This is a genomic window from Kitasatospora sp. NPDC001261 (assembly GCF_042896795.1).
Taxonomy (GTDB): Bacteria; Actinomycetota; Actinomycetes; order Streptomycetales; family Streptomycetaceae; genus Kitasatospora.
Map to the genome: position 1 here is coordinate 119,221 of NZ_JBIAXP010000023.1, position 20,654 is coordinate 139,874.

At 75.1% G+C, this 20,654-nt stretch carries 19 protein-coding genes; 12 read left to right on the plus strand and 7 right to left on the minus strand.

From position 1 onward, the window contains the following. Positions 1-136: 136 nt before the first annotated feature. On the minus strand, positions 137-1,060 hold the full coding sequence (locus ACFY4B_RS28785; protein WP_387972711.1) for a DUF4231 domain-containing protein: 924 nt from the start codon (positions 1,058-1,060) through the stop codon (positions 137-139). Positions 1,061-1,191: 131 nt separating this feature from the next. On the opposite strand from ACFY4B_RS28785, the gene ACFY4B_RS28790 reads away from it, so the two are divergent. Then, a complete protein-coding gene (locus ACFY4B_RS28790; protein WP_117489107.1) occupies positions 1,192-1,641 on the plus strand; it encodes a VOC family protein in 450 nt (149 codons plus the stop codon). Between the two features lie 83 nt (positions 1,642-1,724). Here ACFY4B_RS28790 and ACFY4B_RS28795 read toward each other — a convergent pair whose 3' ends face one another. After that, positions 1,725-2,183, minus strand: coding sequence for a ricin-type beta-trefoil lectin domain protein (locus ACFY4B_RS28795; protein WP_387972714.1), 459 nt, complete (start codon positions 2,181-2,183; stop codon positions 1,725-1,727). A gap of 195 nt (positions 2,184-2,378) precedes the next feature. Beyond that, the gene (locus ACFY4B_RS28800; RefSeq protein ID WP_049655021.1) at positions 2,379-3,839 is read right to left on the minus strand and encodes an NCS2 family permease; all 1,461 of its coding nucleotides are present in this window, start codon (positions 3,837-3,839) and stop codon (positions 2,379-2,381) included. A gap of 176 nt (positions 3,840-4,015) precedes the next feature. On the opposite strand from ACFY4B_RS28800, the gene ACFY4B_RS28805 reads away from it, so the two are divergent. The 3 genes from ACFY4B_RS28805 to ACFY4B_RS28815 all read left to right on the plus strand — a co-directional run bounded on the left by ACFY4B_RS28805 (position 4,016) and on the right by ACFY4B_RS28815 (position 7,200). Next, the gene (locus ACFY4B_RS28805; RefSeq protein ID WP_074005466.1) at positions 4,016-4,339 is read left to right on the plus strand and encodes a DUF2530 domain-containing protein; all 324 of its coding nucleotides are present in this window, start codon (positions 4,016-4,018) and stop codon (positions 4,337-4,339) included. Positions 4,340-4,391: 52 nt separating this feature from the next. After that, entirely contained in the window at positions 4,392-6,851 is a 2,460-nt protein-coding gene (locus tag ACFY4B_RS28810) for an HAD-IC family P-type ATPase (RefSeq protein WP_387972718.1), read from the plus strand. 79 nt (positions 6,852-6,930) lie between these two features. Beyond that, the gene (locus tag ACFY4B_RS28815) at positions 6,931-7,200 is read left to right on the plus strand and encodes a hypothetical protein (protein ID WP_049655012.1); all 270 of its coding nucleotides are present in this window, start codon (positions 6,931-6,933) and stop codon (positions 7,198-7,200) included. On the opposite strand, the gene ACFY4B_RS28820 is transcribed toward ACFY4B_RS28815, so the two are convergent. Both ACFY4B_RS28820 and ACFY4B_RS28825 read right to left on the minus strand, forming a co-directional pair. Continuing rightward, entirely contained in the window at positions 7,164-10,460 is a 3,297-nt protein-coding gene (locus ACFY4B_RS28820; protein ID WP_380740368.1) for a sacsin N-terminal ATP-binding-like domain-containing protein, read from the minus strand. The genes ACFY4B_RS28815 and ACFY4B_RS28820 overlap by 37 nt on opposite strands. A 223-nt stretch (positions 10,461-10,683) precedes the next feature. After that, positions 10,684-11,565 (minus strand): DUF3027 domain-containing protein, encoded by an 882-nt coding sequence (locus tag ACFY4B_RS28825; protein ID WP_049659506.1) that lies wholly within the window; start codon positions 11,563-11,565, stop codon positions 10,684-10,686. A 572-nt stretch (positions 11,566-12,137) separates the two neighbouring features. Between ACFY4B_RS28825 and ACFY4B_RS28830 the strand changes: the two genes are divergently transcribed. The 4 genes from ACFY4B_RS28830 (at position 12,138) to ACFY4B_RS28845 (ending at position 15,717) form a co-directional block, all read left to right on the plus strand. After that, positions 12,138-13,490 carry an MFS transporter gene (locus ACFY4B_RS28830; RefSeq protein WP_049659510.1) on the plus strand — a complete coding sequence of 451 codons (1,353 nt, stop codon included), beginning with the start codon at positions 12,138-12,140 and terminating at the stop codon, positions 13,488-13,490. Between the two features lie 73 nt (positions 13,491-13,563). Beyond that, on the plus strand, positions 13,564-14,094 hold the full coding sequence (locus ACFY4B_RS28835) for a hypothetical protein (protein WP_049659504.1): 531 nt from the start codon (positions 13,564-13,566) through the stop codon (positions 14,092-14,094). A 10-nt stretch (positions 14,095-14,104) separates the two neighbouring features. Beyond that, positions 14,105-14,854, plus strand: a complete 750-nt coding sequence (locus tag ACFY4B_RS28840) for a futalosine hydrolase (RefSeq protein ID WP_375876449.1) — start codon at positions 14,105-14,107, stop codon at positions 14,852-14,854. An 11-nt stretch (positions 14,855-14,865) separates the two neighbouring features. Continuing rightward, entirely contained in the window at positions 14,866-15,717 is an 852-nt protein-coding gene (locus ACFY4B_RS28845; RefSeq protein WP_387972721.1) for a 1,4-dihydroxy-6-naphthoate synthase, read from the plus strand. A gap of 49 nt (positions 15,718-15,766) precedes the next feature. Here the strand turns inward: ACFY4B_RS28845 and ACFY4B_RS28850 are convergent, their stop codons facing one another. Next, the gene (locus tag ACFY4B_RS28850) at positions 15,767-16,150 is read right to left on the minus strand and encodes a cold-shock protein (RefSeq protein WP_049658465.1); all 384 of its coding nucleotides are present in this window, start codon (positions 16,148-16,150) and stop codon (positions 15,767-15,769) included. Positions 16,151-16,620: 470 nt separating this feature from the next. Here ACFY4B_RS28850 and ACFY4B_RS28855 point away from each other — a divergent pair, with 470 nt between their 5' ends. Next, complete coding sequence (locus tag ACFY4B_RS28855) at positions 16,621-16,860, plus strand: hypothetical protein (protein WP_049658468.1); 240 nt, start codon at positions 16,621-16,623, stop codon at positions 16,858-16,860. Between the two features lie 45 nt (positions 16,861-16,905). Here the strand turns inward: ACFY4B_RS28855 and ACFY4B_RS28860 are convergent, their stop codons facing one another. Continuing rightward, on the minus strand, positions 16,906-17,535 hold the full coding sequence (locus ACFY4B_RS28860) for an HAD family hydrolase (protein ID WP_049658472.1): 630 nt from the start codon (positions 17,533-17,535) through the stop codon (positions 16,906-16,908). A gap of 99 nt (positions 17,536-17,634) precedes the next feature. On the opposite strand from ACFY4B_RS28860, the gene ACFY4B_RS28865 reads away from it, so the two are divergent. From ACFY4B_RS28865 to ACFY4B_RS28875, 3 genes are read left to right on the plus strand one after another with little or no spacing between them, the layout of a single operon-like run. Then, positions 17,635-18,678, plus strand: coding sequence for an iron ABC transporter permease (locus ACFY4B_RS28865; protein ID WP_049658474.1), 1,044 nt, complete (start codon positions 17,635-17,637; stop codon positions 18,676-18,678). Then, a complete protein-coding gene (locus ACFY4B_RS28870; RefSeq protein ID WP_049658477.1) occupies positions 18,675-19,751 on the plus strand; it encodes an iron chelate uptake ABC transporter family permease subunit in 1,077 nt (358 codons plus the stop codon). Before ACFY4B_RS28865 ends, ACFY4B_RS28870 begins: the two co-directional genes overlap by 4 nt. Continuing rightward, positions 19,751-20,569 (plus strand): ABC transporter ATP-binding protein, encoded by an 819-nt coding sequence (locus tag ACFY4B_RS28875; protein WP_074005463.1) that lies wholly within the window; start codon positions 19,751-19,753, stop codon positions 20,567-20,569. Before ACFY4B_RS28870 ends, ACFY4B_RS28875 begins: the two co-directional genes overlap by 1 nt. The last annotated feature ends 85 nt before the right edge of the window (positions 20,570-20,654 follow it).

A 20,654-nucleotide genomic window follows, 5' to 3' on the forward strand; every position in this document is an offset into this window, starting at 1 on the left:
TACGGTCCGCACCTGGGCGCCCTACTCTCACGCACCCCGCACACCCGCACCCCGCGTTTCGCCGGATCTCCCCAAGTCCCCGCTCCGGTCGAGTACTCTGCGCCGCTCCCGCCCCCGCCCGTCCCGCGAGCCCGGCTCAGCGCGGGAACGCCCGGCGGGCCCGCCAGGTGGTGTGCTCCCGGGAGACCGCGTCCTCCGCCTCGGCGGCCAGCCGGGCCCAACGGGCCTCGGCGTCCGGCGCCTTGAGGTCGAGGTCGGACAGCTGGTTGCCGACGTTCTCCAGCTCCCGCGCGGCCAGTTGGTAAGCGGCGGCCAGCGGGCCGAGCTGCTTGAGCTGCGTCCAGGCGATGATCGCCGCCGCCGCGGCCGAGGTGGCGCCGAAGACGTGCACCGGCAGCGCGCCGGTGGCCTGGGCGATGGCCGCCGCAGCACCGACGATGATCAGCACCGCGACGCCGAGCCCCCAGGAGACCGCCTGCGAGTCGCAGGCCTCGGCCCGGGAGCGGTACCAGGTGCGCTGGCCCTCGACCCGGGTGCGCAAGTAGAGCGTGCGCCGGGTGGTCAGGCTCTCGGCGCGCTGCCGGCGCATCTCCGGGGTGATCTCGGCGACGCTGCCGGGCGGCACGATCTCCGGGTCCTCGAAGGCCCGCAGCACGTCCTCGACCTGGAGCAGGTAGCCGCGGTCGGTGTCCTCGGACTCGGCCGCACCGTCGAACGGCCGGGCCCGGACGGTGTACTTCCAGGCCAGCGTCTTGACCGACTCGGCCGCCGCCCGGGCCTGGTACCAGCGGCCCTGCGGGTTGCCGCGGCGCAGCCGGGACCAGAAGTAGCCGGCCACCAGGAAGGCGGCGACCGAGAACAGCGGCCAGATGTCGAGGGCGTTCTTGTCGTCCGGGTCGGGGAACGACCCGATCACGGCGGCGACCACCAGCATCGCGATCAGGCCGCGGTACCAGCGCAGCGTCTCCCGCTGGCCGTCCAGCGAGGCCTTGTCCGTCGTCCAGAACAGCTCCGGCAGCAGCTGCGCCTCGACGCCCCCCGGCGGATCCTGTTGCACCATCGGTCGAGTCCCCTCCCCCTTCTCCGTCCAGCCAGTATTCCCACCGCCAACTGGCCTACACGGGCGCCTTTTTGACAACTTCTGACGGCCGGCCATTGCCCGACCCCCGGGCAACCGGTAAAAACGGTTACATGCCGCTGCACTGGAAGCTCGTCATCGACTGCGCCGACCCGCACCGCCAGGCCGCCTTCTGGGCCGCCGCCCTGGAGTACACGCCGGAGGACCACGGCGCGCTGATCACCCGGCTGCTCGCCGCCGGCGCGGTCGGCCCGGAGGCCCTCACCGAGGTGGACGGCCACCCGGCCTGGCGCTCCCTGGCCGCCGTCCGCCACCCCGAGGACCCGTTCGACCCCGCCTCGGACACCGGCCTCGGCCGCCGCGTCCTGTTCCAGGCCGTCCCCGAGCCCCGGCAGGGCAAGAACCGCCTGCACCTCGACGTCCACCCCGGCCCGGGCGAGCGCGAGGCCACCGTCGCCCGCCTCACCGCCCTCGGCGCCACCACCCTCCGCCACGTCGACGAGCCCGGCGGCGCCTGGACGGTCATGCAGGATCCCGAGGGCAACGAGTTCTGCGTCCACTGACCCGCCCCCGGCGCGCGAAGGGGCCGGCGGCGGTCGACTCCCCGACCACCGCCGGCCCCACGGGCACGGCCCGGCGCCGTCCGTCAGAGGACGGCCCACTCCGGGTGGGACCCGGTCTGACTGCCGACGTAGACGACCTCGGAGTCGTTGGCCTTCAGGTACCGGCCGGTGAGGACGTTCTTGATGAACGGACCGTCGTAGTCGAAGGTCTCCCACACCTGGCGCAGGTCGCCGGTGCACGGGAGGAGTACGGCGTGGCCCCACGGGTTGCTGGTGTCCACGTCCGTCAGGCACGCGTTCGCAGCGAGGCTGCGGATCTGCCCCGTCCCTTCGCGCGGGACGTCCCAGAGGAACGGCGGCACGGGGATGCACGGGCCCAGCCCGACGGTCTGGTCGGGGTTCACCGCCAGACACCGCCCGAAGTGGAGGTTCTGGATCTGCCCGACCCGGCCCTCGGGCTGCGCCGAGGCGGCCGGGGCCGTCGTCATGGTCAGAGCGAGGACTGCGCCGCCGATCATCGCGGCAGCCGTTGTACGGCTCACGACTGGTTCCTTTCAGGTCATGGGTACGCGGTCATGGGTCCGCGCTCCTACCCGGGAACCTCCCTCGCCGGCAAGGCGCCACGACCGTCCCGTCCGCAGAACAACCCGAAGGTGTGAAGCCCCGCTGCGGCGAATGCCGACGGCCCCGCCCTCCCGAGCGGGAGGACGGGGCCGTCGGAGAACCGGCGGGGGCCGTCAGAGCAGGCCGAAGGCCGGCATCAGGTAGTAGAAGGCGAAGACCGACGCCACCGCGTACATGGGGACGGGGACCTCGCGGCCGCGGCCGGCGGCCAGGCGCAGCACGCAGAAGGCGATGAAGCCCATGCCGATGCCGTTGGTGATGCTGTAGGTGAACGGCATCATCACGATGGTCAGGAAGGCCGGGATCGCGATCGTGTAGTCGGCCCAGTCGATCTCCTTGATCGAGTTGGCCAGGATCAGGAAGCCGACGGTGATCAGGGCCGGGGTGGCGGCCTGGGCCGGGACCATGGTGGCGAGCGGGGTGAGGAAGAGCGCCACCACGAAGAGCAGGCCGGTGACGATCGAGGCGAAGCCGGTCCGGGCGCCCTCGCCGACGCCGGCGGTGGACTCGACGAAGCAGGTGTTGGCGGAGGCCGAGGTGGCGCCGCCGGCCGCGGTGGCGATGCCGTCGACCATCAGGACCTTGTTGATGCCGGGCAGGTCGCCCTTCTCGTCCAGCAGGTGGGCCTCGTCGGCCACGCCGAGGATGGTGCCCATCGCGTCGAAGAAGCAGGACATCAGCACGGTGAAGACGAACAGCAGGCCGGTCAGCACGCCGACCTTCTCGAAGCCGCCGAACAGGCTGACCTTGCCGACCAGGCCGAAGTCCGGCGCGGAGACCGGGTTGCCCGGCCAGGTCGGGACGGTGAGGCCCCACTTGAGCGCCGGGACGTCGGCCACCTTGTCGATGACCGCGGCGAGCGCGGTGGAGACCGCGATGCTGATCAGGATGGCGCCGGGCACCTTGCGGATCAGCAGGACCAGGGTGAGCACCAGGCCGATCACGAAGATCAGCACCGGGAAGCCGAGCAGGTGCCCGTTGCCGCCGAGCTGGAGCGGGACGGTGGTGTGGGCGGCGTCCGGGATGCGGCTGACGAAGCCGGAGTCGACCAGGCCGACCAGGCTGATGAACAGGCCGATACCGATCGCGATGGCCTTGCGCAGGCCGAGCGGGACGGCGTTCATGACCCGCTCGCGCAGCCCGGTGGCGACCAGCAGCATGATCGCGAAACCGGCCAGCACGACCATGCCCATGGCGTCCGGCCAGGTCATCTTGGGGGCGAGCTGGAGCGCCACGATCGTGTTGACGCCGAGTCCGGCGGCCAGGCCGATCGGGACGTTGCCGATGACGCCCATCAGCAGGGTGGTGAGACCCGCGGTGAGGGCGGTGGCGGTGACCAGCTGGGCGCTGTTCAGGTGAGCCCCGGTGACGTCCGTGCCGCTGGCCAGGATGATCGGGTTCAGCACCAGGATGTACGCCATGGTGAAGAAGGTGGCGACACCGCCGCGGATCTCGCGCGGCAGGGTGGAGCCCCGCTCGCTGATCCGGAAGAAGCGGTCGACGGCGCTCGTGGGGGGCTGCGGCGCGGCGTCGGCGGGTTCGGGCGACTCGGTGGTCGGCTGGACCACAGGCATGCGTGCGTCCTCTGTGGGGGAGCTGAGGAGGGGGTGGGAACGCCCGGGGCGACGGTGGCCGGGCGCAGGGCCTCAAGTATCGTTTCCCGATCGCACACGCGCTATCTTCGCGCGTAGAGCCCGCGCGGGGTCACGGCACCCGCGCAGCCGCCCCACCGCACCGTACGCTAGGCCCCATGCCCAAGACGCCACTGCACCCCTCGCCCCCTCCGCTGGAGGCCAACGACGTCGCCATCGTCGGCGGCGGCACGGTGCTGTGGTTCATCGCCTTCCTCGCCCTGCTCCCCTTCCAGGGCAGCCTCTCGGCGCACGGCCACGGCACCTGGCCGTGGATCTGCCTCTCCGGCGGCCTGCTCGGCCTGATCGGCCTCTGGTACTGCCGCGCCCGGCGGGACGCGATCGCCCGCGGCCGCGCCGCCGAGGCGGCCGAGGCGGCCGCGCACACGGCCGAACGGACGACCGGCGACGACGGCCAGGACCCGGCCACTCGGTCGGACTGAATAGTCCTTTAGTAGCACGCACCGGACATAAGGCGCCCGTAGAGTCGGTGCCATGACGCAGCCTGCCCAGCCGGCGGAAGAGCAGCCGGCCGACGGAGACCGCCCGGACGGAGCCCACCCCCTCGGCCTGCTGCCCGGCCGACGCGGCGGCCTGACCACCGCCGAGGTCGCCGAACGGGTCGCCCGGGGCCAGGTCAACGACGTCCCCGTACGGTCCAGCCGGTCCACCCGGGAGATCGTCCGCGCCAACGTCTTCACCCGCTTCAACGCGATCATCGGCGTGATGTTCGGGATCATCCTGATCGTCGGTCCGATCCAGGACGGCCTGTTCGGCCTGGTCATCGTGGCCAACACGGCGATCGGCATCATCCAGGAGCTGCGCGCCAAGAAGACCCTGGACAGCCTGGCCCTGATCGGCGAGGCCCGCCCGCAGGTCCGCCGGGACGGCACCGCCCGGCAGGTCGGCGTCTCCGAGATCGTCCTCGACGACACCGTGCTGCTCGGCATCGGCGACAAGGTGATCGTGGACGGCGAGGTCACCGAGGCGGACGGCCTGGAGATCGACGAGTCGCTGCTCACCGGCGAACCCGACCCGGTCCTCAAGCAGCCCGGCGACCAGGTGATGTCCGGCAGCTTCGTGGTGGCCGGGGCCGGCGCGTTCACCGCCACCAAGGTCGGCCGCGAGGCCTACGCGGCCCAGCTCGCCGAGGAGGCCAGCAAGTTCACCCTGGTGAAGTCGGAGCTGCGCACCGGCATCGACAGCATCCTGCGGATCATCACCTACCTGCTGATCCCCACCGCCCTCGGCCTGATCATCAGCCAGCTGGCCGTCGAGGGCCGGGACTGGCGCGAGGCCGTCCGGCGCATGGTGGCCGGCATCGTGCCGATGGTCCCCGAGGGCCTGGTGCTGCTGACCTCGGTCGCCTTCGCGATCGGCGTGGTCCGGCTCGGCCGCAAGCAGTGCCTGGTCCAGGAGCTCCCGGCGATCGAGGGCCTGGCCCGGGTGGACACCGTCTGCCTGGACAAGACCGGCACCCTCACCGAGGGCGGCATGGACGTGGTCGACCTGCGGGTGCTCTCCGACGGGGAGCCCGCCGCCGTCGACAAGGACACCGTCCAACACGCGCTGGCCGTGATGGCCGGCGCCGACGCCCGCCCCAACCCGTCCATGCAGGCGGTCATCGACGCGTACGGGCGCGGCGACGACGGCGCCGCCTCCGGCCGGAACGGCTGGCGGGTGATCGAGGCGATGCCCTTCTCCTCCGCCCGCAAGTGGAGCGGCGTGCAGCTGCTGGAGCCGCAGGGCGGCGAGGCCAGCTGGCTGCTCGGCGCGCCCGACGTGCTGCTGCCCGCCGGGCACCCGGCCCTGGCCGAGGTGGACGAACTGGGCGCCCAGGGCCTGCGCGTGCTGCTGCTGGGCCGCACCCCCGTCCCGCTGGACTCCCCCGACCCGGCGGCCGGCCTCACCCCGCTCGCCCTGGTGGTGCTCCAGCAGCGGCTGCGCTCGGACGCCGCCGAGACCCTGCGCTACTTCGAGGGCCAGCGGGTCCGGGCCAAGGTCATCTCCGGCGACTCGGCGGTCTCGGTCGGCGCGGTGGCCGGCCACCTGGGCCTGCCCGGCGCCGACCACCCGCTGGACGCCCGCTCCCTGCCCACCGACCCGGAGCAGCTCGCCGAGACCGCCGACCGGACCAGCGTCTTCGGCCGGGTCACCCCCCAGCAGAAGCGCCGGCTGGTCGGGGCGCTGCAGTCCCGCGGCCACACCGTGGCGATGACCGGAGACGGCGTCAACGACGTGCTCGCGCTCAAGGACGCCGACATCGGCGTGGCGATGGGCACCGGCTCCGACGCCACCAAGGCGGTCGCCCAGATCGTGCTGCTGAACGACTCCTTCGCCTCGCTGCCGTCGGTGGTGGCCGAGGGCCGCCGGGTGATCGGCAACATCGAGCGGGTCGCCTCACTCTTCCTGGTGAAGACCGTCTACTCGGTCCTGCTGGCGCTCCTGGTGATCTTCACCCACTCGCCGTACCCGTTCCTGCCCCGGCACTCCACCGTGCTGTCCTCGCTGACCATCGGCATCCCGGCCTTCTTCCTCGCCCTCGCCCCCAACAACGAGCGGGCCCGCACCGGCTTCGTGAAGCGCGTGCTGCGGCTAGCGGTCCCCGGCGGCGCCATCGCCGGCACCGGCACCTTCGTCGCCTACACGCTCGCCCGCACCGACCACGCGACCGACCTCAAGGCCGACACCAGCGTGGCCACCCTGACGCTCTTCCTGATCGCCATCTGGGTCCTCGCCATCGTCGCCCGCCCGTACAACTGGTGGCGGCTGCTGCTGATCGGCGCCATGGGCGGCGCGTTCGCCCTGGTCCTGCTGGTGCCCCCGCTGAAGTCGTTCTTCGACCTCTCCCTGGTCGGCTACCGCGACCCGCTGACGGGCGTCGCCGTCGCGGTGGTCTGCGGCATCGCCCTGGAGATCGCCTGGCGCGTGATGAAGCGCCGCGGCATGGAGTGACGGAGCCGCCGGCCAGCAGCGCCACCGCGTGACAAGCCCCCCGCGCACACCCGATGATGACCCCGGAAGGGGGTGCCGAATGGCACGCAGGGGTGGGGACCTGGAGGCGTTCATCGCCTTCCTGGGCGGCTTGGCGGCGGCCGGACTGGCCGCCCTGGCGATGGCGGGCGTCGGACTGACCGTCCGGCCCACGCCCGCGCTGCGGACCGCCGCGCTGGTGACGCTCGGCGCGGTCTGGCTGACCGCCACCACCGCCGTCTACCGGCGGCTGCGGGCGCGCACCGACCGGCCGACCGGTGCGCGCCGCGGGGCTCAGCCCTCGAAGTCCCGGGCGGCCGAGAGCTCGTAGGCGCGGTCGGGCTCGCTGAGCGCGGCCAGCACCTCGAAGCGGCGGTGCCACTGCCCGACCGACCAGGCCAGCCCTGCGGCGAGGCCCTCCGGGGTCGCCGCGTGCAGCAGGCCGGGCACCGGCGGGACCTCGAACTCGTCGTCCTCGTCGCCGGCCTCGGCCAGCTCCGGGTCGTACGGCGGCTCCGGGGTGTCCGCCCCGGTGTCCCAGCGCCAGTCCACTGCCGCCTCGCCGCCGTCCGGCCCGACGACCAGCAGCTCCTCGTGCTCCTCGTAGGCGACCGGGCAGCCGGGCAGCAGCTCCCGCACCACCGCCGGGACCCGGTGCAGCACGCCCTCGGACAGCACCCGGCCGCCCGCCACCTCGCTGGCCAGCGACACGTGCAGCCGCTCGGCGAGGTCGGCGGCCAGCGCCGGGGCGACCGGCAGCAGCGGGTACGGGTGCAGCAGCTGGACCAGGTCGGGGGCGTCGGCGACGACCGCCTCGGTGGCGTCCACCACCACGGTGTGGGCCGGCCGGCGCCCGGTGTCCGGGTCCATCGGCGGCAGCGCCCGCACCACGTCCAGCGGCTCGATCCGCTCGCGGTCCACCCGGGCCAGCGCGGTGTGGATGCCGTGCAGCTGGCGGTGGCCGACCTCGGCGTCCGGGTCGGTCATCCGGTCCAGCACCTCGTCCGGCCCGTGCGGCTCGGCGAGCAGCGCGGCCAGCGTGGTGCGCACCCCGAGCGCGTGCAGGAACTGCTCGTCCAGGGTGGTGCGGGCCTCGTCGTACAGGCCGCGCAGCAGCGGGTCGGCCCCGGCGGCGCGCAGGCCGGCCGGCTCACGGCCCGCCAGCACCGGATGGTCGCGCAGCCACCAGGCGGTGTACGGCGGCAGGTCTGCGTACGAGCCGTCCGGCAGCAGGGTGCGCACCGGGCCGACCACGGCCTCCCGGTACGGCGGGCGGGCCAGCGCGGCGAGCGCCTCCGGCCAGGCGTCGTCGTCCACCAGGTCGAGGTCGCGCACGGCCAGCAGCTCGGCGGCGACCGGCGGGACGCCGACCGCCTCGTCGGCCTGCAGCGCCTCCAGCGCGTCCTCGGCCCACTCGGCGAGCCCGTCCGGCGCCTCGTCCAGCAGGCCGGTGGGGTGGCCGCCGGCCGCGCGGTCGGCGGGGACGGTCGGGTCGAGCCGCTCCAGGTCGTCCGGGTCGAGCACCACGTCCTCGGCGCGCACCAGCACGAAGTCGGCCAGCACGCCGACCGCGGCGAGCACCTCGGACCCCCAGCGCTCCAGCAGCTCGTCGTCCACCCAGCCGGCGTCCTCCTCGCGGGCGAGCGCGGCGAACGGGCTTCCGGGCAGCACGAGTTCGCCGGCCCGGGCGGGCTCGCCCTCGTCGTCGAGCAGCGCCAGCCGGGCCAGCCAGGGGTGGGCGCCCGGCTCCGGGGCGGCGGCCTTCACCAACGCCAGGACGGCGTCGGCGAGTTCGAGCGCCGCGTCGAGGTCGTCCTCGGCCAGTTCGTAGGAGCGGGCGACGGCTGCCCGCGCCTCGGGGGTGTCCAGCACCCCGGCCGGGGTGGCGGTGCCGGCGCCGAGCCTGGCCAGCAGCGGGTGGGCGGCCTCGGGGTGGGCCAGCCGCAGGTCGAGCGCCGCGAGCGCGCCCGCGAGCGAACCGGGGTAGCCGGGGAAGGCCGCCCAGTCGGCGTCCTCGGAGGGCAGCAGGACGCGCCGCGGCCCGGTGACCGTCCGCCCGTCGGCGAGCGGGACGGGCAGCGCGCCGAGCGCCTCCGGGTCGGCCGCGCCGAGCGCCGCGTACAGGTTGCGCCACCACGCGGGCTCGCGGTCCAGGCCGCCGAGCTGGTCCACCACCTCGGCCAGCGGCACCCGGCGCACGTTCAGCACCCGCAGCTCGGTACGGCGCTCCAGGCCGGCCGGCAGCAGCCCGGGGAAGATCGGCGAGAGCGCCTCGACCACCGAGCCGTCCGCGCCCTCCAGCAGCGTCGCGTCCCGGGGCCGCAGCGCGGGCGTGCCCTCCTCGACCGGTGCCGGGTGCGGCAGGAACGGCGTGTCGGGCAGCCGGGAGAGCACCCCGGCGCGCAGCGCGTTGTCCAGCGCGCCCTGGCCGAGCGGGGCCGGGACGAGGCCGAGCGAGCCGAGGTCGGCGCCGCGGGCGCGCAGCAGCTCGGCGTAGCTGTCGGCGGCCCGCTCGGTGAGGAAGTCGGCCAGCGGGCCGGGGGCGACGTGCCGGCGGGTGGAGTCCAGCGGGTAGGAGGCGATCAGCAGCGCGGGCAGGCCGACCGGCTCGTCGCTGGGGGTGGGCGCGTGCAGCACGGAGGCGATCCGGGGCCGCTGCGGGGCGCCGTCCTCGCCGACCGGGACGGCCCAGGTCACCGTCCAGTACGGGCGGGCGCGCTCCTCGGTGGGCCGGTCGGCCAGCAGCTCGGCGGCGAGCGTGCCGGAGGCGCCGGCGGTCTGCCAGACCGTCCGCCGCGGCCGGCCGTCCGCGTCGTCGGTGACGGTGACCTCGGTGACGCCGTCCGGGCGGGTCTCGGCGGCGTCCCGGGTGAGCGTCCGGACGCCGTCCGGGGTCTCCACCACGACCTCGCGCAGGCCGGGCAGGGTGAGCAGCAGCGCGTCGTCGATCCCGGCCAGCAGACGGCGGGTCAGGTCCTCGGCGGCGGCGTCCCGCAGCGGCAGCACGACCACCGTGTCGTAGCCCTCCGGGGCGGTGCCCTCGGCCGCGAACGGCAGCCGCAGCAGCGGCACGTGGCCGTCCCGGCGGCGCAGCTCCTCGGCCAGCTCGGGCTGGGCCCCGGCCAGCGACCGGGCCTCGCCGAGCGACCAGCGCACCCCGCCGCCGGCGCCCAGCACGGCGGGCTCGTCGGTGACCGCGAGGACGGCGGCGAAGCCGACCCCGAACCGGCCCACGGCGGGCGCCTCGCCGCGCTTGGAGGAGGCGCGCAGGGTGGACAGCGACTCGACGGCGGCCGCGTCCAGCGGGGCGCCGGTGTTGGCGGCGGCGAGCACGCCGTCGGCGAGGGTCAGCCGCAGCCGGCCGGGGCCGTGGCCGGCCCGGACCGCGGCGTCGGCCGCGTTCTGCGCCAACTCGACCACCAGGCGGTCCCGGTAGCCGCCGAGCGCCAGCTCCTCCTCGGCGTTGGCGTCCTCCCGGAACCGGGACGGCGAGGCGGCCCAGGCGTCCAGCACCCGCCGGCGCAGCGCGGCGCTCCCGAAGGGGTCCGCGAGGTGCTCGTCCGTGCCGCTGCCGATGATCCGAGGTTCCACTGGACCTGCCACCTTCCGCTGCCCTGTTCGTCGTAGGGCATTCTTCCCTGCCCCACCGACTGCTCCCGACCACGGACCCCGCCGGCGTCGGCCCCGGGACGGCGCCGACGGCGCCCCCCGCCACCCGCCCGGAGCCGCGCGGAACCGTCCGGACAGCACCGCGGCCCGCACCGGTCGGTGACCGGGCGGGCCGCGGAAGCCTGGGCTCAGGAAGGCCCGGGGCTCAGGAGTGGCCGAGCTCCTCGGCCGGGCCGTCGGGCTCGACGGAGCCGGAGGCGCGGTCCGGGTGCAGCGGCAGCGGCTCGACCACCAGCTCGTCCAGGATCAGCTCGGACGGCGCCGGCGGAGCCGGGATGACGGCCGCCTCGGAGTGCCCGCCGCAGCCGTACGCGAAGGAGACGATCTGGCCGTCGGCCGGGCCGAACTCGTTGCCGCACACGCCGAAGGCCTGCCCGAGCGAGCCGCCGATCGGCACCAGGAAGCCGCAGCTCGCGCACGAGGCCGGGGCGGCCTGCGCCATCGGGGTCTGCGGGCCGTGGGACTTCTCCCAGCGCTCGGCGGCCAGGTGCAGGCCGAGCCGGGAGAGCACCCGGCTGCGGCCGAGGCCCAGCTCCTCGGCGACGGCGTTGATCCGGGCGCGGGCCGGAGCGGGCTGGACGTGCGGGTCGGTGACGACCAGGTCCTCGTCGTCCACCAGGGCGACCGCGGAGTTCGGCGCCGGCTCGTCCTCGCCGGTCCAGCCGGGCTCCAGCCGCAGGTCGTCGGCGCCGGTGGGCAGCAGGTCGCCCGGGCCCATGTCGCCGGGGCGCAGCCGGTCGCTCCACGGCACCCACTCGGGGGCGAGCACCGCGTCGGCGCCCGGCAGCAGCACGACCTCGTCCAGGGTCACGTTCTTGGCGCGCGGGGCGCGGGCGACGGTGACCGCCCAGTGCCAGCCGCGGTAGGCCGCGTCCAGGCACTCGAAGGTGTGGGTGACGACGCGGTCGGCGTCGGCCTGGACGCCCAGGTGCGGCCCGACGGCCTCCGCACCGACGGCCTCCTCGGCGGCCTGGCGGGCGAGTTCGACGGCCTCGGCACAGAGCCGGTCGGGGGTACGGCTTCGCATCGCAGCACTCACGGCGTCGATTCTCTCCCAGTTCTTCTGTCGCCCACGGCGTGTTGCCTGTTCCGTCGCGGCTCGGTGTCCCTCGTCCATTCTGCGCGACCGGGAGCCCCCTCGGGTACCGGCCGCGCCGCTCGACCGGCCTGCCGGCGCCCCGGCGCTCCGGCGGGTCGACCTTGGGCAGGCTACCCGTCGGCCGGTGCCCCGGCACAGTCCGGGGCGGACACGGCCGCTCCGGGGCCGCGCCGAGCGGAGTCCGGTCCCGCGTCGGCTCGGCGTTTCTGGGGCAGGATGGGCTTGTGGCGGACCACGACCCGTCGCAGCACGCACTGCGCGCCCCGCAGGCCGGCAGCCCCGACCAGGCGGACGCCGTGCCGCGACAGCAGCCCCCGGTCCCCGGCGCGGACGAACCGCAGCCGGCGGACGGCCCCGAGGCGCCCGCCGGCCCCCCTGACCGGCCCGGGAACGAGGCCCCGGAGACGCCGGGAGCCCCCGACCGGACCGCGCGGCAGCCGGACGGGCACGGGGACGAGGACGAGTTCGGGGACGAGGTCCCCGAGCCCCGCCGGCACTTCCTGGTCCGCACCGCCTCCGCCGCCGGCTCCCGCACCGGCAAGGTGGTGCACGGCACCGGCCGGCGGATCCGCCGGGCCACCGCCGCCGAGGGCGCGGGCGAATCCGGCCTCGCCAAACTGATCGAGCTGCACGCGCTCAACTCCTTCGGCGACATGCTGATCACCATCGCGCTGGCGTCCACCATCTTCTTCTCGGTGCCCACCGGCGAGGCCCGCGGCCGGGTCGCGCTCTACCTGCTGATCACGATGGCCCCGTTCGCCCTCCTCGCCCCGGTGGTCGGCCCGCTGCTGGACCGCCTCCCGCACGGCCGCCGGGCGGCCATGGCGATGGCCATGCTGGCCCGCGCCGTGCTGGCCTGGACGATGGCCGGGGTGATCGCCGGCGGCGGCATCGCGCTCTACCCGGAGGCGCTCGGCGTGCTGGTCGCGTCCAAGGCGTACGGGGTGGTGCGCAGCGTGGTGGTGCCCCGGCTGCTGCCGAGCCGGCTGTCCCTGGTGAAGGCGAACTCCCGGGTCACCCTGGCCGGGCTGCTGGCCACCGGCGTGGCCGCCGCGGTGGGCGGGCTGCTGCACCTGATCGGGCCCGGCTGGCCGCTGCGCGGCGCCTTCCTGGTGTTCGTCGTCGGCACCCTGATGGCCTTCCACCTGCCGCCCACGGTGGACTCCGCCAAGGGCGAGCAGCGGGCCGTCCTGCACGCCGAGGTGCACGGCGAGGGCTCGCACCTGATCCACCACCGGCCGCCGCCGGTCAAGGCCTCGCTGCGCACGGTCGGCCCCTCGGTGATCCTGGCGCTGCGGGCGATGTCGGCGATGAAGTGGCTGGTCGGCTTCCTGGTGATGTTCCTGGCCTTCCTGCTGCGGGAGGAGCCGATCGGCGGGCTGCGGCCGACGGTGGCGCTGGGCCTGGTGGCGCTGGCGGCCGGGACGGGCAACGCGCTGGGCTCGGTGCTCGGCTCCTGGCTGCGCACCCGGGGCCCGGAGGCGACGGTCGCCGCGATGCTGCTGCTGGCGACCTGCGTGACGGCGGCGGCCGCGCTCTGGTACGGCGTGGTGACGGTGGTTCTGGTCGCCGGGGTGGCCGGGATGGCGGCCTCGCTGGGCAAGCTGGCGCTGGACGCGCTGATCCAGCGGGACGTCCCGGAGGCGGTGCGGACCTCGGCGTTCGCCCGGTCGGAGACCCTGATGCAGGTGTCCTGGGTGGCCGGCGGCGCGGTCGGCATCCTGCTGCCGCTGAACGGGGAGCTGGGCCTGTCGATCGCCGCCGGGGTGGTCGGCCTGGCGCTGCTGTGGACGCTCCGCTCGCTCTTCCGGGTGGGCCTGCGGCGGCACCCGGCGACCCCCCGGGTGGCCTGAACGGGGCGGTGCGGCAACACGCGGTGCCTACCCCCGCGTCGCGTGATCGGCCCGGCCCGGTAGATTCTGACGCATGAGCCTCAATTCCCGTGCCATCGCCGCCCTCGGCGCCGTCGTCGTGGTCGGCGCCGCCACGGTGGGCACCTCCGTCGCCATCGCCGCCGGCCAGACCGAGCACATCTCCCACCAGGCCACGCTCACGGTGGGCAACTCCTCGGTCGTCGCGCAGCCGCTGTGCTGGAACGGCGGCAGCCCGCTCACCGAGGACCAGCAGCAGCAGTGCCAGGAGGACGCGACCAAGGCGCTGAAGGACGGCTCGCTGCCCTCCTCGGACGTCGTGGGCAGCGACCGGGTCGGCGTCGGCGTCTCGCCGAACGTGGCCGACACGGGCTGGTGGGCCTTCACCAACGGCGGCTCGGCCAACCAGGGCGGGCGCTACAGCCTGTTCTCGGCCGCCAAGGGCCAGACCTGGTCCGGCGCCCAGGCCGCGGGCAAGCTGCTGAACTCCAGCGGCAAGACCGTGGTGACCGTGGTCGAGGGCGACCCGAACCAGGAGGCCCCGATCGCCGTCTGGTACTTCCAGCTGAACACCCAGGACAGCTGACGGTCCCGCGATGACCGCGCACGCCGTCGCCGACGGCCGGGGCGAGCGGTCGGACCCCGCGGGGGCCCGGCTGCTCGTCGTCGTCGCGGTCGCCGCCGAGGCCGAGGCGGTGCTGCGCGGCCTGCCCGGCGGGTCCGCCGCGCTGCCGCTGCCCGGCGGCACGCTGCACCGGGCCCTGGCGGTGCCGGTGGACGTGCTGGCCGCCGGGGTCGGCCCGGCCGCCGCCGCGGCCGCCGCCACCACCGCGCTGGCGGCCCACCCGTACGCCCTGGCCGTCTCGGCCGGGATCGCCGGCGGCTTCGCCCCGCTCGCCCCGGTCGGCGCCACCGTGCTGGCCGACGCGATCGTGGCCGCGGACCTCGGCGCCGAGACCCCCGAGGGCTTCGCCGACGTCACCGAGCTGGGCTTCGGCACCGTCCGGCACACCCCGCCGCCGGCCGCCGTCGCGCTGGCCGCACGGGCGCTGGACGCCGTGACCGGCCCGGTGCTGACCGTCTCCACCGTCACCGGCAGCGCCGAGCGCGCCGCCGCGCTGGCCGCCCGCCACCCGGGCGCCGTCGCCGAGGCGATGGAGGGCTTCGGCGTGGCCGAGGCCGCCGCCCGGTACGGCGTGCCGGCCCTCGAACTGCGCACCGTGTCCAACCCGGTGGGCCCGCGCGACCGGGCCGCCTGGCGGATCGGCGAGGCCCTGGCCGCCCTGGAACGGGCCTTCGCCGCCCTGCCCGTCCACGAGCTGGCATCCGCTCCACGAACCGATTGAGGAGGCCGGCCGTGGCTGAACGGCTGAGCATCGCGTACTCGCCCTGCCCGAACGACACCTTCGTCTTCCACGCCTGGGCGCACGGCCTGGTGCCCGGGGCGGACGCCCCCGAGGTGACCTTCGCCGACATCGACATCACCAACGGGCAGGCCGAACGCGGCGAGCTGGACGTGCTGAAGATCAGCTACGGCGCGCTTCCCTGGGTCCTGGAGCAGTACACGCTGCTGCCCTGCGGCGGCGCGCTGGGCCGCGGCTGCGGCCCGCTGGTGCTCACCCTGCCGGGCGTGGACTCCCCCGCCGACCTGGCCGGGAAGACCGTCGCGGTCCCCTCCGAGCGCTCCACCGCCTACCTGCTGTTCCGGCTCTGGGCGGCGAAGGCGGTGCCGGGCGGCTTCGGCGAGATCGTCGTCCTGCCGTTCCACGAGATCATGCCCGCCGTCCGGGACGGCCGGGTGGACGCCGGCCTGGTCATCCACGAGGCCCGCTTCACGTACCAGCAGTACGGCCTGCACAGCCTGGCCGACATGGGCGAGGCCTGGGAGCGGGAGACCGGCCTGCCGATCCCGCTGGGCGCGATCGTCGCCCGGCGCTCGCTCGGCGCCGAGCGGCTGCGGGAGATCGCCGACGCGATCCGCTCCTCCGTCCGGCAGGCCTGGGCGGACCCGGCCGCGAGCCGCGGGTACGTGCTGGCGCACGCCCAGGAGATGGACCTGGACGTCGCCGAGCAGCACATCGGGCTGTACGTCACCGAGTTCACCGAGGACCTCGGCGAGGAGGGCTACGCGGCCGTCCGCGCGCTGCTCACCCGGGCCGCCGCGGAGGGGCTGGTGCCCCCGCTCGACCCGGGTGCGCTGGCGTTCTAGAGCGTTCCGACTTCAGCGCGTTCCGGCTCCAGGGCTGTCCGGCTCCCTGTCAGACGTCGAAGTTGTCGGCCACCGCGCGCAGCAGGCCGGCCAGCTTCTGGCCGGTCGGCTTGGCGGGGTAGCGCCCGCGCTGGAGGCCGGGCAGCACCGCGTCCAGCGTGGTGATCAGGTCCTGGACGATCGGCGCCATGTCGTCGGCGCTCCGCCGCTGGGCGGCGGCCACCGAGGGCAGTGCGTCCAGCAGCTGCACGGCCATCGCCTGGTCCCCGCGGTGGCCGGCGACCACGCCGAACTCGACCCGCTGACCCGGCTTCAGCGACGTGACACCGTCGGGCAGCGCCTTGGTGTGGACGAAGACGTCCCCGCCGTCGTCGCGCGACAGGAAGCCGAAGCCCTTCGTCTCGTTGAACCACTTGACCTGGCCGGTGGGCATCTCGAACAGTCCTCGAATGGGTGTGAGGGATCCCGGCCCTGGCCGGGGATCACTGGGTGGTGGGGAAAGGCGGCCGACCTCGGCTCGGCGCCCGTGGGCGCTCGTGGCCGGCACGCGGTCAGGAGCAGACTAACCGTCCGTCACTGCCTCATCCGCGTTCCGCGAGGGACCCGCGTTCCGAGGCCCGGTGGGGGCGGCGGGAACGGGATCTCGCGGTCACGGGCGACCCGGCACTGGCACGGCCGGGGCGCGGCTCCGCGCGGTCCATCGGCTCACACCCCCGGGTCTGAGGACGCGGGGCGCACCTGTAGCGCCCCTCGGCACCCCGTGCATACCCCCGCTCAACAGGGATCAAAACGTTCAGCTGCCGGGAAACTGCGCAACGTGACCGGCCCGCTCCGGTGGGCCTCCCCGGCGGCCGCTCTGCCAGACTGGGGGCAGTTCCGACCAGCCCGTAGGAGTGAGTAGACGTGAGCAGCCAGAGCGCCGACCCCGGCGACGTGTACGTCAAGGCCGGGGTGATCGTCTTCGGTCTCGGCGCGCTCGCCACCCTGGTCACCTTCGTCCCGCTGTTCCTGCACCTGACGCCGCTGCCGACGGCCGCGTACTGGCTGAGCATGCTGATGCCGGCCGGCTTCCTGGCCGCGCTGACCGGACTGCTGCTGAACGCGCGGGCCCAGCGCCGCCGGATCGAGCCGGTCGAGTCCTGAGGCCCTCCGGCTCCTGAGGCCCGCGGGCCTGCTCCGGCGCCCGCCCTAGCGGTCGGCCAGGTGGCCGGCGAGCCAGTCCGGGAAGCCGGTGAGGTCGTCCAGCACCACGTCCGCGCCCGCCTCGTGGAGTTCCCGCGCGCTGTACGGGCCGGTGGGCACGCAGACCGCGAGGGCGTCGGCGTGCCGGGCCCCGCGGATGTCGCCGAGGTGGTCGCCGACGTAGACGCTCGCGCCGTGCTCGCGCAGCGCGTCGCCCTTGGTCTCCGCCCACAGGTCGCCGATCACGGTGTCCGCGGCCAGCCCGGCGTGCTCCAGGTGGAGGCGGGCGTTCGGCTCGTACTTGCCGGTGATCACCGCGACCCGGCCGCCGTGGGCGCGGACCGCCTCGACGGCGGCGTGGGCGCCGGGCAGGGCCACGGTCGGGGCGAAGGCGTGGTCGCGGTAGAGCTCGCGGTAGCGGGTGACGGCCCGCTCCACCTCGTGCTCCGGGAACCAGTTGCGGATCTCGTCCAGCAGCGGCGGGCCGAGCCGGGTGACCACCAGGTCGGCGTCGATGGGGGTGCCGGTCTCGGCGGAGAGCGCCAGGTAGGTGGCGCGGATACCCGGCCGGGTGTCCAGCAGCGTCATGTCGAGGTCGAAGCCGACGGTGAGCGGGGCGGGTGAGGTCGCGGGCATGCCGCCAGGCTACCCAACGGGTGCCCCGGGCCACGAGGCGATTTGCCCGGGCTTCACGGCGGAACTTAGGTTTACCTGAGTTGTCAGCGGAGAGGGCCCATGACCGACACCAGCGCACCGCCCGGTGCGCCCCGCGCGCCGTACCGCGCGCCGCGGCGCCGAATACTGTGGCTGGCCGCCGCACTCGTCGTGCTGGCCGCCGCGGTGCTGCTGAGCCTGGCGGTCGGCAGCCGGACCATCCCGTTCGGCGACACGCTGGACGCCCTGCTGCACGGCGGCGACACCGCGAACGCCGTGGTGGTCCGCGAGCTGCGGGTGCCGCGCACCGTCGTCGGACTGGCCGTCGGCGCGGCGCTCGGCCTGGCCGGGGCCGTCATGCAGGGCCTGACCCGCAACCCGATCGCCGACCCCGGCATCCTCGGCGTCTCCCAGGGCGCGGCGGCCGGCGTGGTGGTCGCCATCTCCGGCTTCGGCGTCTCCACCCTCACCGGGTACGTCTGGTTCGGCTTCGCCGGCGCGGTGATCGCCACCGTGCTGGTGTACGGGCTCGCCGGTCGCGGCCGGGGCGGGGCCACGCCGATCAAGCTGGCGCTGGCCGGCTCGGCGACGTCCGCCTTCATCGCCTCGCTCAACACCCTGGTGCTGACCACCGACGCGGCCACCATGGACCAGTTCCGCTTCTGGCACGTCGGCTCGCTCTCCGGGCGGACCTCGGACGTGGCCTGGCAGCTGCTGCCGTTCCTGGCCGTCGGCACGGTGCTGGTGGTCGCGGTGGCGCGCGGACTGGACGCGCTGGCGCTCGGCGACGACACCGCGAAGGGGCTGGGCGCCAAGACCGGCCTGGTCCGGGCGGTCGGTGCGCTCGGCGCGACCGTCCTGACCGGCTCGGCGGTCGCGGCGGCCGGCCCGATCGCCTTCGTCGGCCTCGCCGTCCCGCACGCGGCCCGCGCGCTGGCCGGCGCCGACCACCGCTGGATCCTCGCCTTCTCCGCCGTCCTCGGCCCGGCGCTGCTGCTGCTCGCCGACACCCTCGGCCGGGTCCTGTTCCCGCCGTCCGAGGTCCCGGCGGGCGTGATGACGGCGCTGGTCGGCGTCCCGGTGCTGGTGGCCCTGGTCCGCCGCCGCAAGGTGGTGGCGGCATGACTCCCGTCCCCGGCACGGCATCCGTCTCCCGCAAGGTCTCGCTGCGCGGCTACACCGTCGTCCGTGCCGGGCGGGCGTCGTTCCTGGTGCACCGGCGCTCGCTGGCCGTCACCGTCGGGCTGCTGGTGGCGCTGGCGGCGACCGTGGTGGCCTCGCTCTGCCTGGGCGAGTCCACCGTCGCGCCGTCCGAGGTGGTCAAGGTGGTGCTCGGCCGGCCGAGCCCGCACGAGCTGGTGGTCGGCGAGTTCCGGCTGCCCCGGGTCGTGGTCGGGCTGCTGGTCGGCCTGGCGCTCGGGCTGGCCGGGGCGCTGATCCAGACCGTCGCCCGCAATCCGCTGGCCAGCCCCGACGTGGTGGGCGTGACCTGGGGCGCGACCGCGACCGTGGTCGGTCTGATGGCGTACGGCGTGGTCGGCTCGACCGGCCAGGCCCCGTACGCGGCGGTGGCCGGTGGCCTGGTGGCCGGGCTGCTGGTGTACGCGCTGGCCTGGCGGCGCGGCCTGCACGCGCAGCGCTTCGTGCTGATCGGCATCGGCATCAGCGTCGCGCTGTCCTCGCTCACCTCCGTCTTCCTCACCAAGGGCGACGGCTTCCAGGCCCAGGCCGCCAAGGTCTGGATGACCGGCAGCCTGAACGGCGCCGGCTACGACCAGGCCGACTGGCTCGCCTGGGTGCTGCTCGCCGCCGTGCCGGTCGCGCTGTGGGCCGCCCGCGCCCAGCGGTCGATCTCCTTCGACGACGCCACCGCCGTCGGCCTCGGCCTGCGCCTGGACCGGATCCGCCTCGGCATGGCGCTGCTCGGCATCGTGCTGGCCTCGTGCGCGGCCGGGGCCGCCGGGCCGGTGGACTTCGTCGCGCTGATGGCCCCGCAGATCGCGCTGCGGCTGGCCCGCTCGGCGCAGGTCCCGCTGTTCTGCTCGGCGCTGACCGGCGCGCTGGTGGTGGTCCTCGCCGACCTGGTCGCCCGACGGCTGCTGGCTCCGACGGAGCTGCCGGTGGGCGTGGTGACCGGCCTGGTCGGCGCGCCGTACCTGATGTGGCTGCTGATCCGATCCCGCCGTGGAGGTTCCTGATGTCCGAACACCGCCTGGAGGCCCGGGGCCTCACCCTGGCCTACGAGGCGCGCACGGTCGTCGAGGACCTGGACGTGGCCGTCCCGGACGGGCGGGTGACGGTGATCGTCGGCCCGAACGCGTGCGGCAAGTCGACCCTGCTGCGGGCCCTCGGCCGGCTGCTGAAGCCGGTCCGGGGCGCGGTGCTGCTGGACGGCGAGGAGCTGGCGCGGATCCCGACCAAGCGGATCGCCCAGCGGCTCGGCCTGCTGCCGCAGTCGCCGTCCGCCCCCGAGGGCATCTCGGTGGCGGACCTGGTCGCGCGCGGCCGCCAGCCGCACCAGAGCTGGTGGCAGCAGTGGTCGCCGGAGGACGAGGCGGCGGTCGCGGAGGCGCTGGAGCGCACCTCCACCGCCGAGCTGGCCGAGCGGAGCATGGACGAGCTGTCCGGTGGCCAGCGCCAGCGCGCCTGGATCGCGATGGCGCTCGCCCAGGGCACCGACATCCTGCTGCTGGACGAGCCGACCACCTACCTGGACATCGCGCACCAGGTGGAGGTGCTGGACCTGGTCCGCCGACTGAACGTCGAGCGCGGCCGGACCGTCGTCGCGGTGCTGCACGACCTCAACCAGGCCGCCCGGTACGCCGACCACCTGGTGGCGATGCGGGACGGCCGGGTGGTGGCGCAGGGCGCGCCCGGGGACGTGGTGACGGCCGAGCTGGTGCGGGAGGTGTTCGGACTGGACTCGGTGGTGGTGCCGGACCCGGTGACCGGCACGCCGCTGGTCGTGCCGGGCGCCCCGTGGGCGGCGCTCGCCCCGGACGCCACTCGCGCCTGACGGCCCGCGCTTAACGGCACTTTAAGTGCCATTTCGGACATAATCGACGGCGCCCCGACCCCACCGCGCCGCCAGAGGACCGCCG

Coding starts and splice junctions, on each gene's coding strand:
- ACFY4B_RS28875 (WP_074005463.1), top strand. CDS start 19,751: ATGTCCGAACACCGCCTGGAGGCCCGGGGCCTCACCCTGGCCTACGAG.
- ACFY4B_RS28800 (WP_049655021.1), bottom strand. CDS start 3,839: ATGCCTGTGGTCCAGCCGACCACCGAGTCGCCCGAACCCGCCGACGCC.
- ACFY4B_RS28810 (WP_387972718.1), top strand. CDS start 4,392: ATGACGCAGCCTGCCCAGCCGGCGGAAGAGCAGCCGGCCGACGGAGAC.
- ACFY4B_RS28815 (WP_049655012.1), top strand. CDS start 6,931: ATGGCACGCAGGGGTGGGGACCTGGAGGCGTTCATCGCCTTCCTGGGC.
- ACFY4B_RS28825 (WP_049659506.1), bottom strand. CDS start 11,565: ATGCGAAGCCGTACCCCCGACCGGCTCTGTGCCGAGGCCGTCGAACTC.
- ACFY4B_RS28840 (WP_375876449.1), top strand. CDS start 14,105: ATGACCGCGCACGCCGTCGCCGACGGCCGGGGCGAGCGGTCGGACCCC.
- ACFY4B_RS28860 (WP_049658472.1), bottom strand. CDS start 17,535: ATGCCCGCGACCTCACCCGCCCCGCTCACCGTCGGCTTCGACCTCGAC.
- ACFY4B_RS28835 (WP_049659504.1), top strand. CDS start 13,564: ATGAGCCTCAATTCCCGTGCCATCGCCGCCCTCGGCGCCGTCGTCGTG.
- ACFY4B_RS28865 (WP_049658474.1), top strand. CDS start 17,635: ATGACCGACACCAGCGCACCGCCCGGTGCGCCCCGCGCGCCGTACCGC.
- ACFY4B_RS28870 (WP_049658477.1), top strand. CDS start 18,675: ATGACTCCCGTCCCCGGCACGGCATCCGTCTCCCGCAAGGTCTCGCTG.
- ACFY4B_RS28805 (WP_074005466.1), top strand. CDS start 4,016: ATGCCCAAGACGCCACTGCACCCCTCGCCCCCTCCGCTGGAGGCCAAC.
- ACFY4B_RS28850 (WP_049658465.1), bottom strand. CDS start 16,150: ATGCCCACCGGCCAGGTCAAGTGGTTCAACGAGACGAAGGGCTTCGGC.
- ACFY4B_RS28790 (WP_117489107.1), top strand. CDS start 1,192: ATGCCGCTGCACTGGAAGCTCGTCATCGACTGCGCCGACCCGCACCGC.
- ACFY4B_RS28785 (WP_387972711.1), bottom strand. CDS start 1,060: ATGGTGCAACAGGATCCGCCGGGGGGCGTCGAGGCGCAGCTGCTGCCG.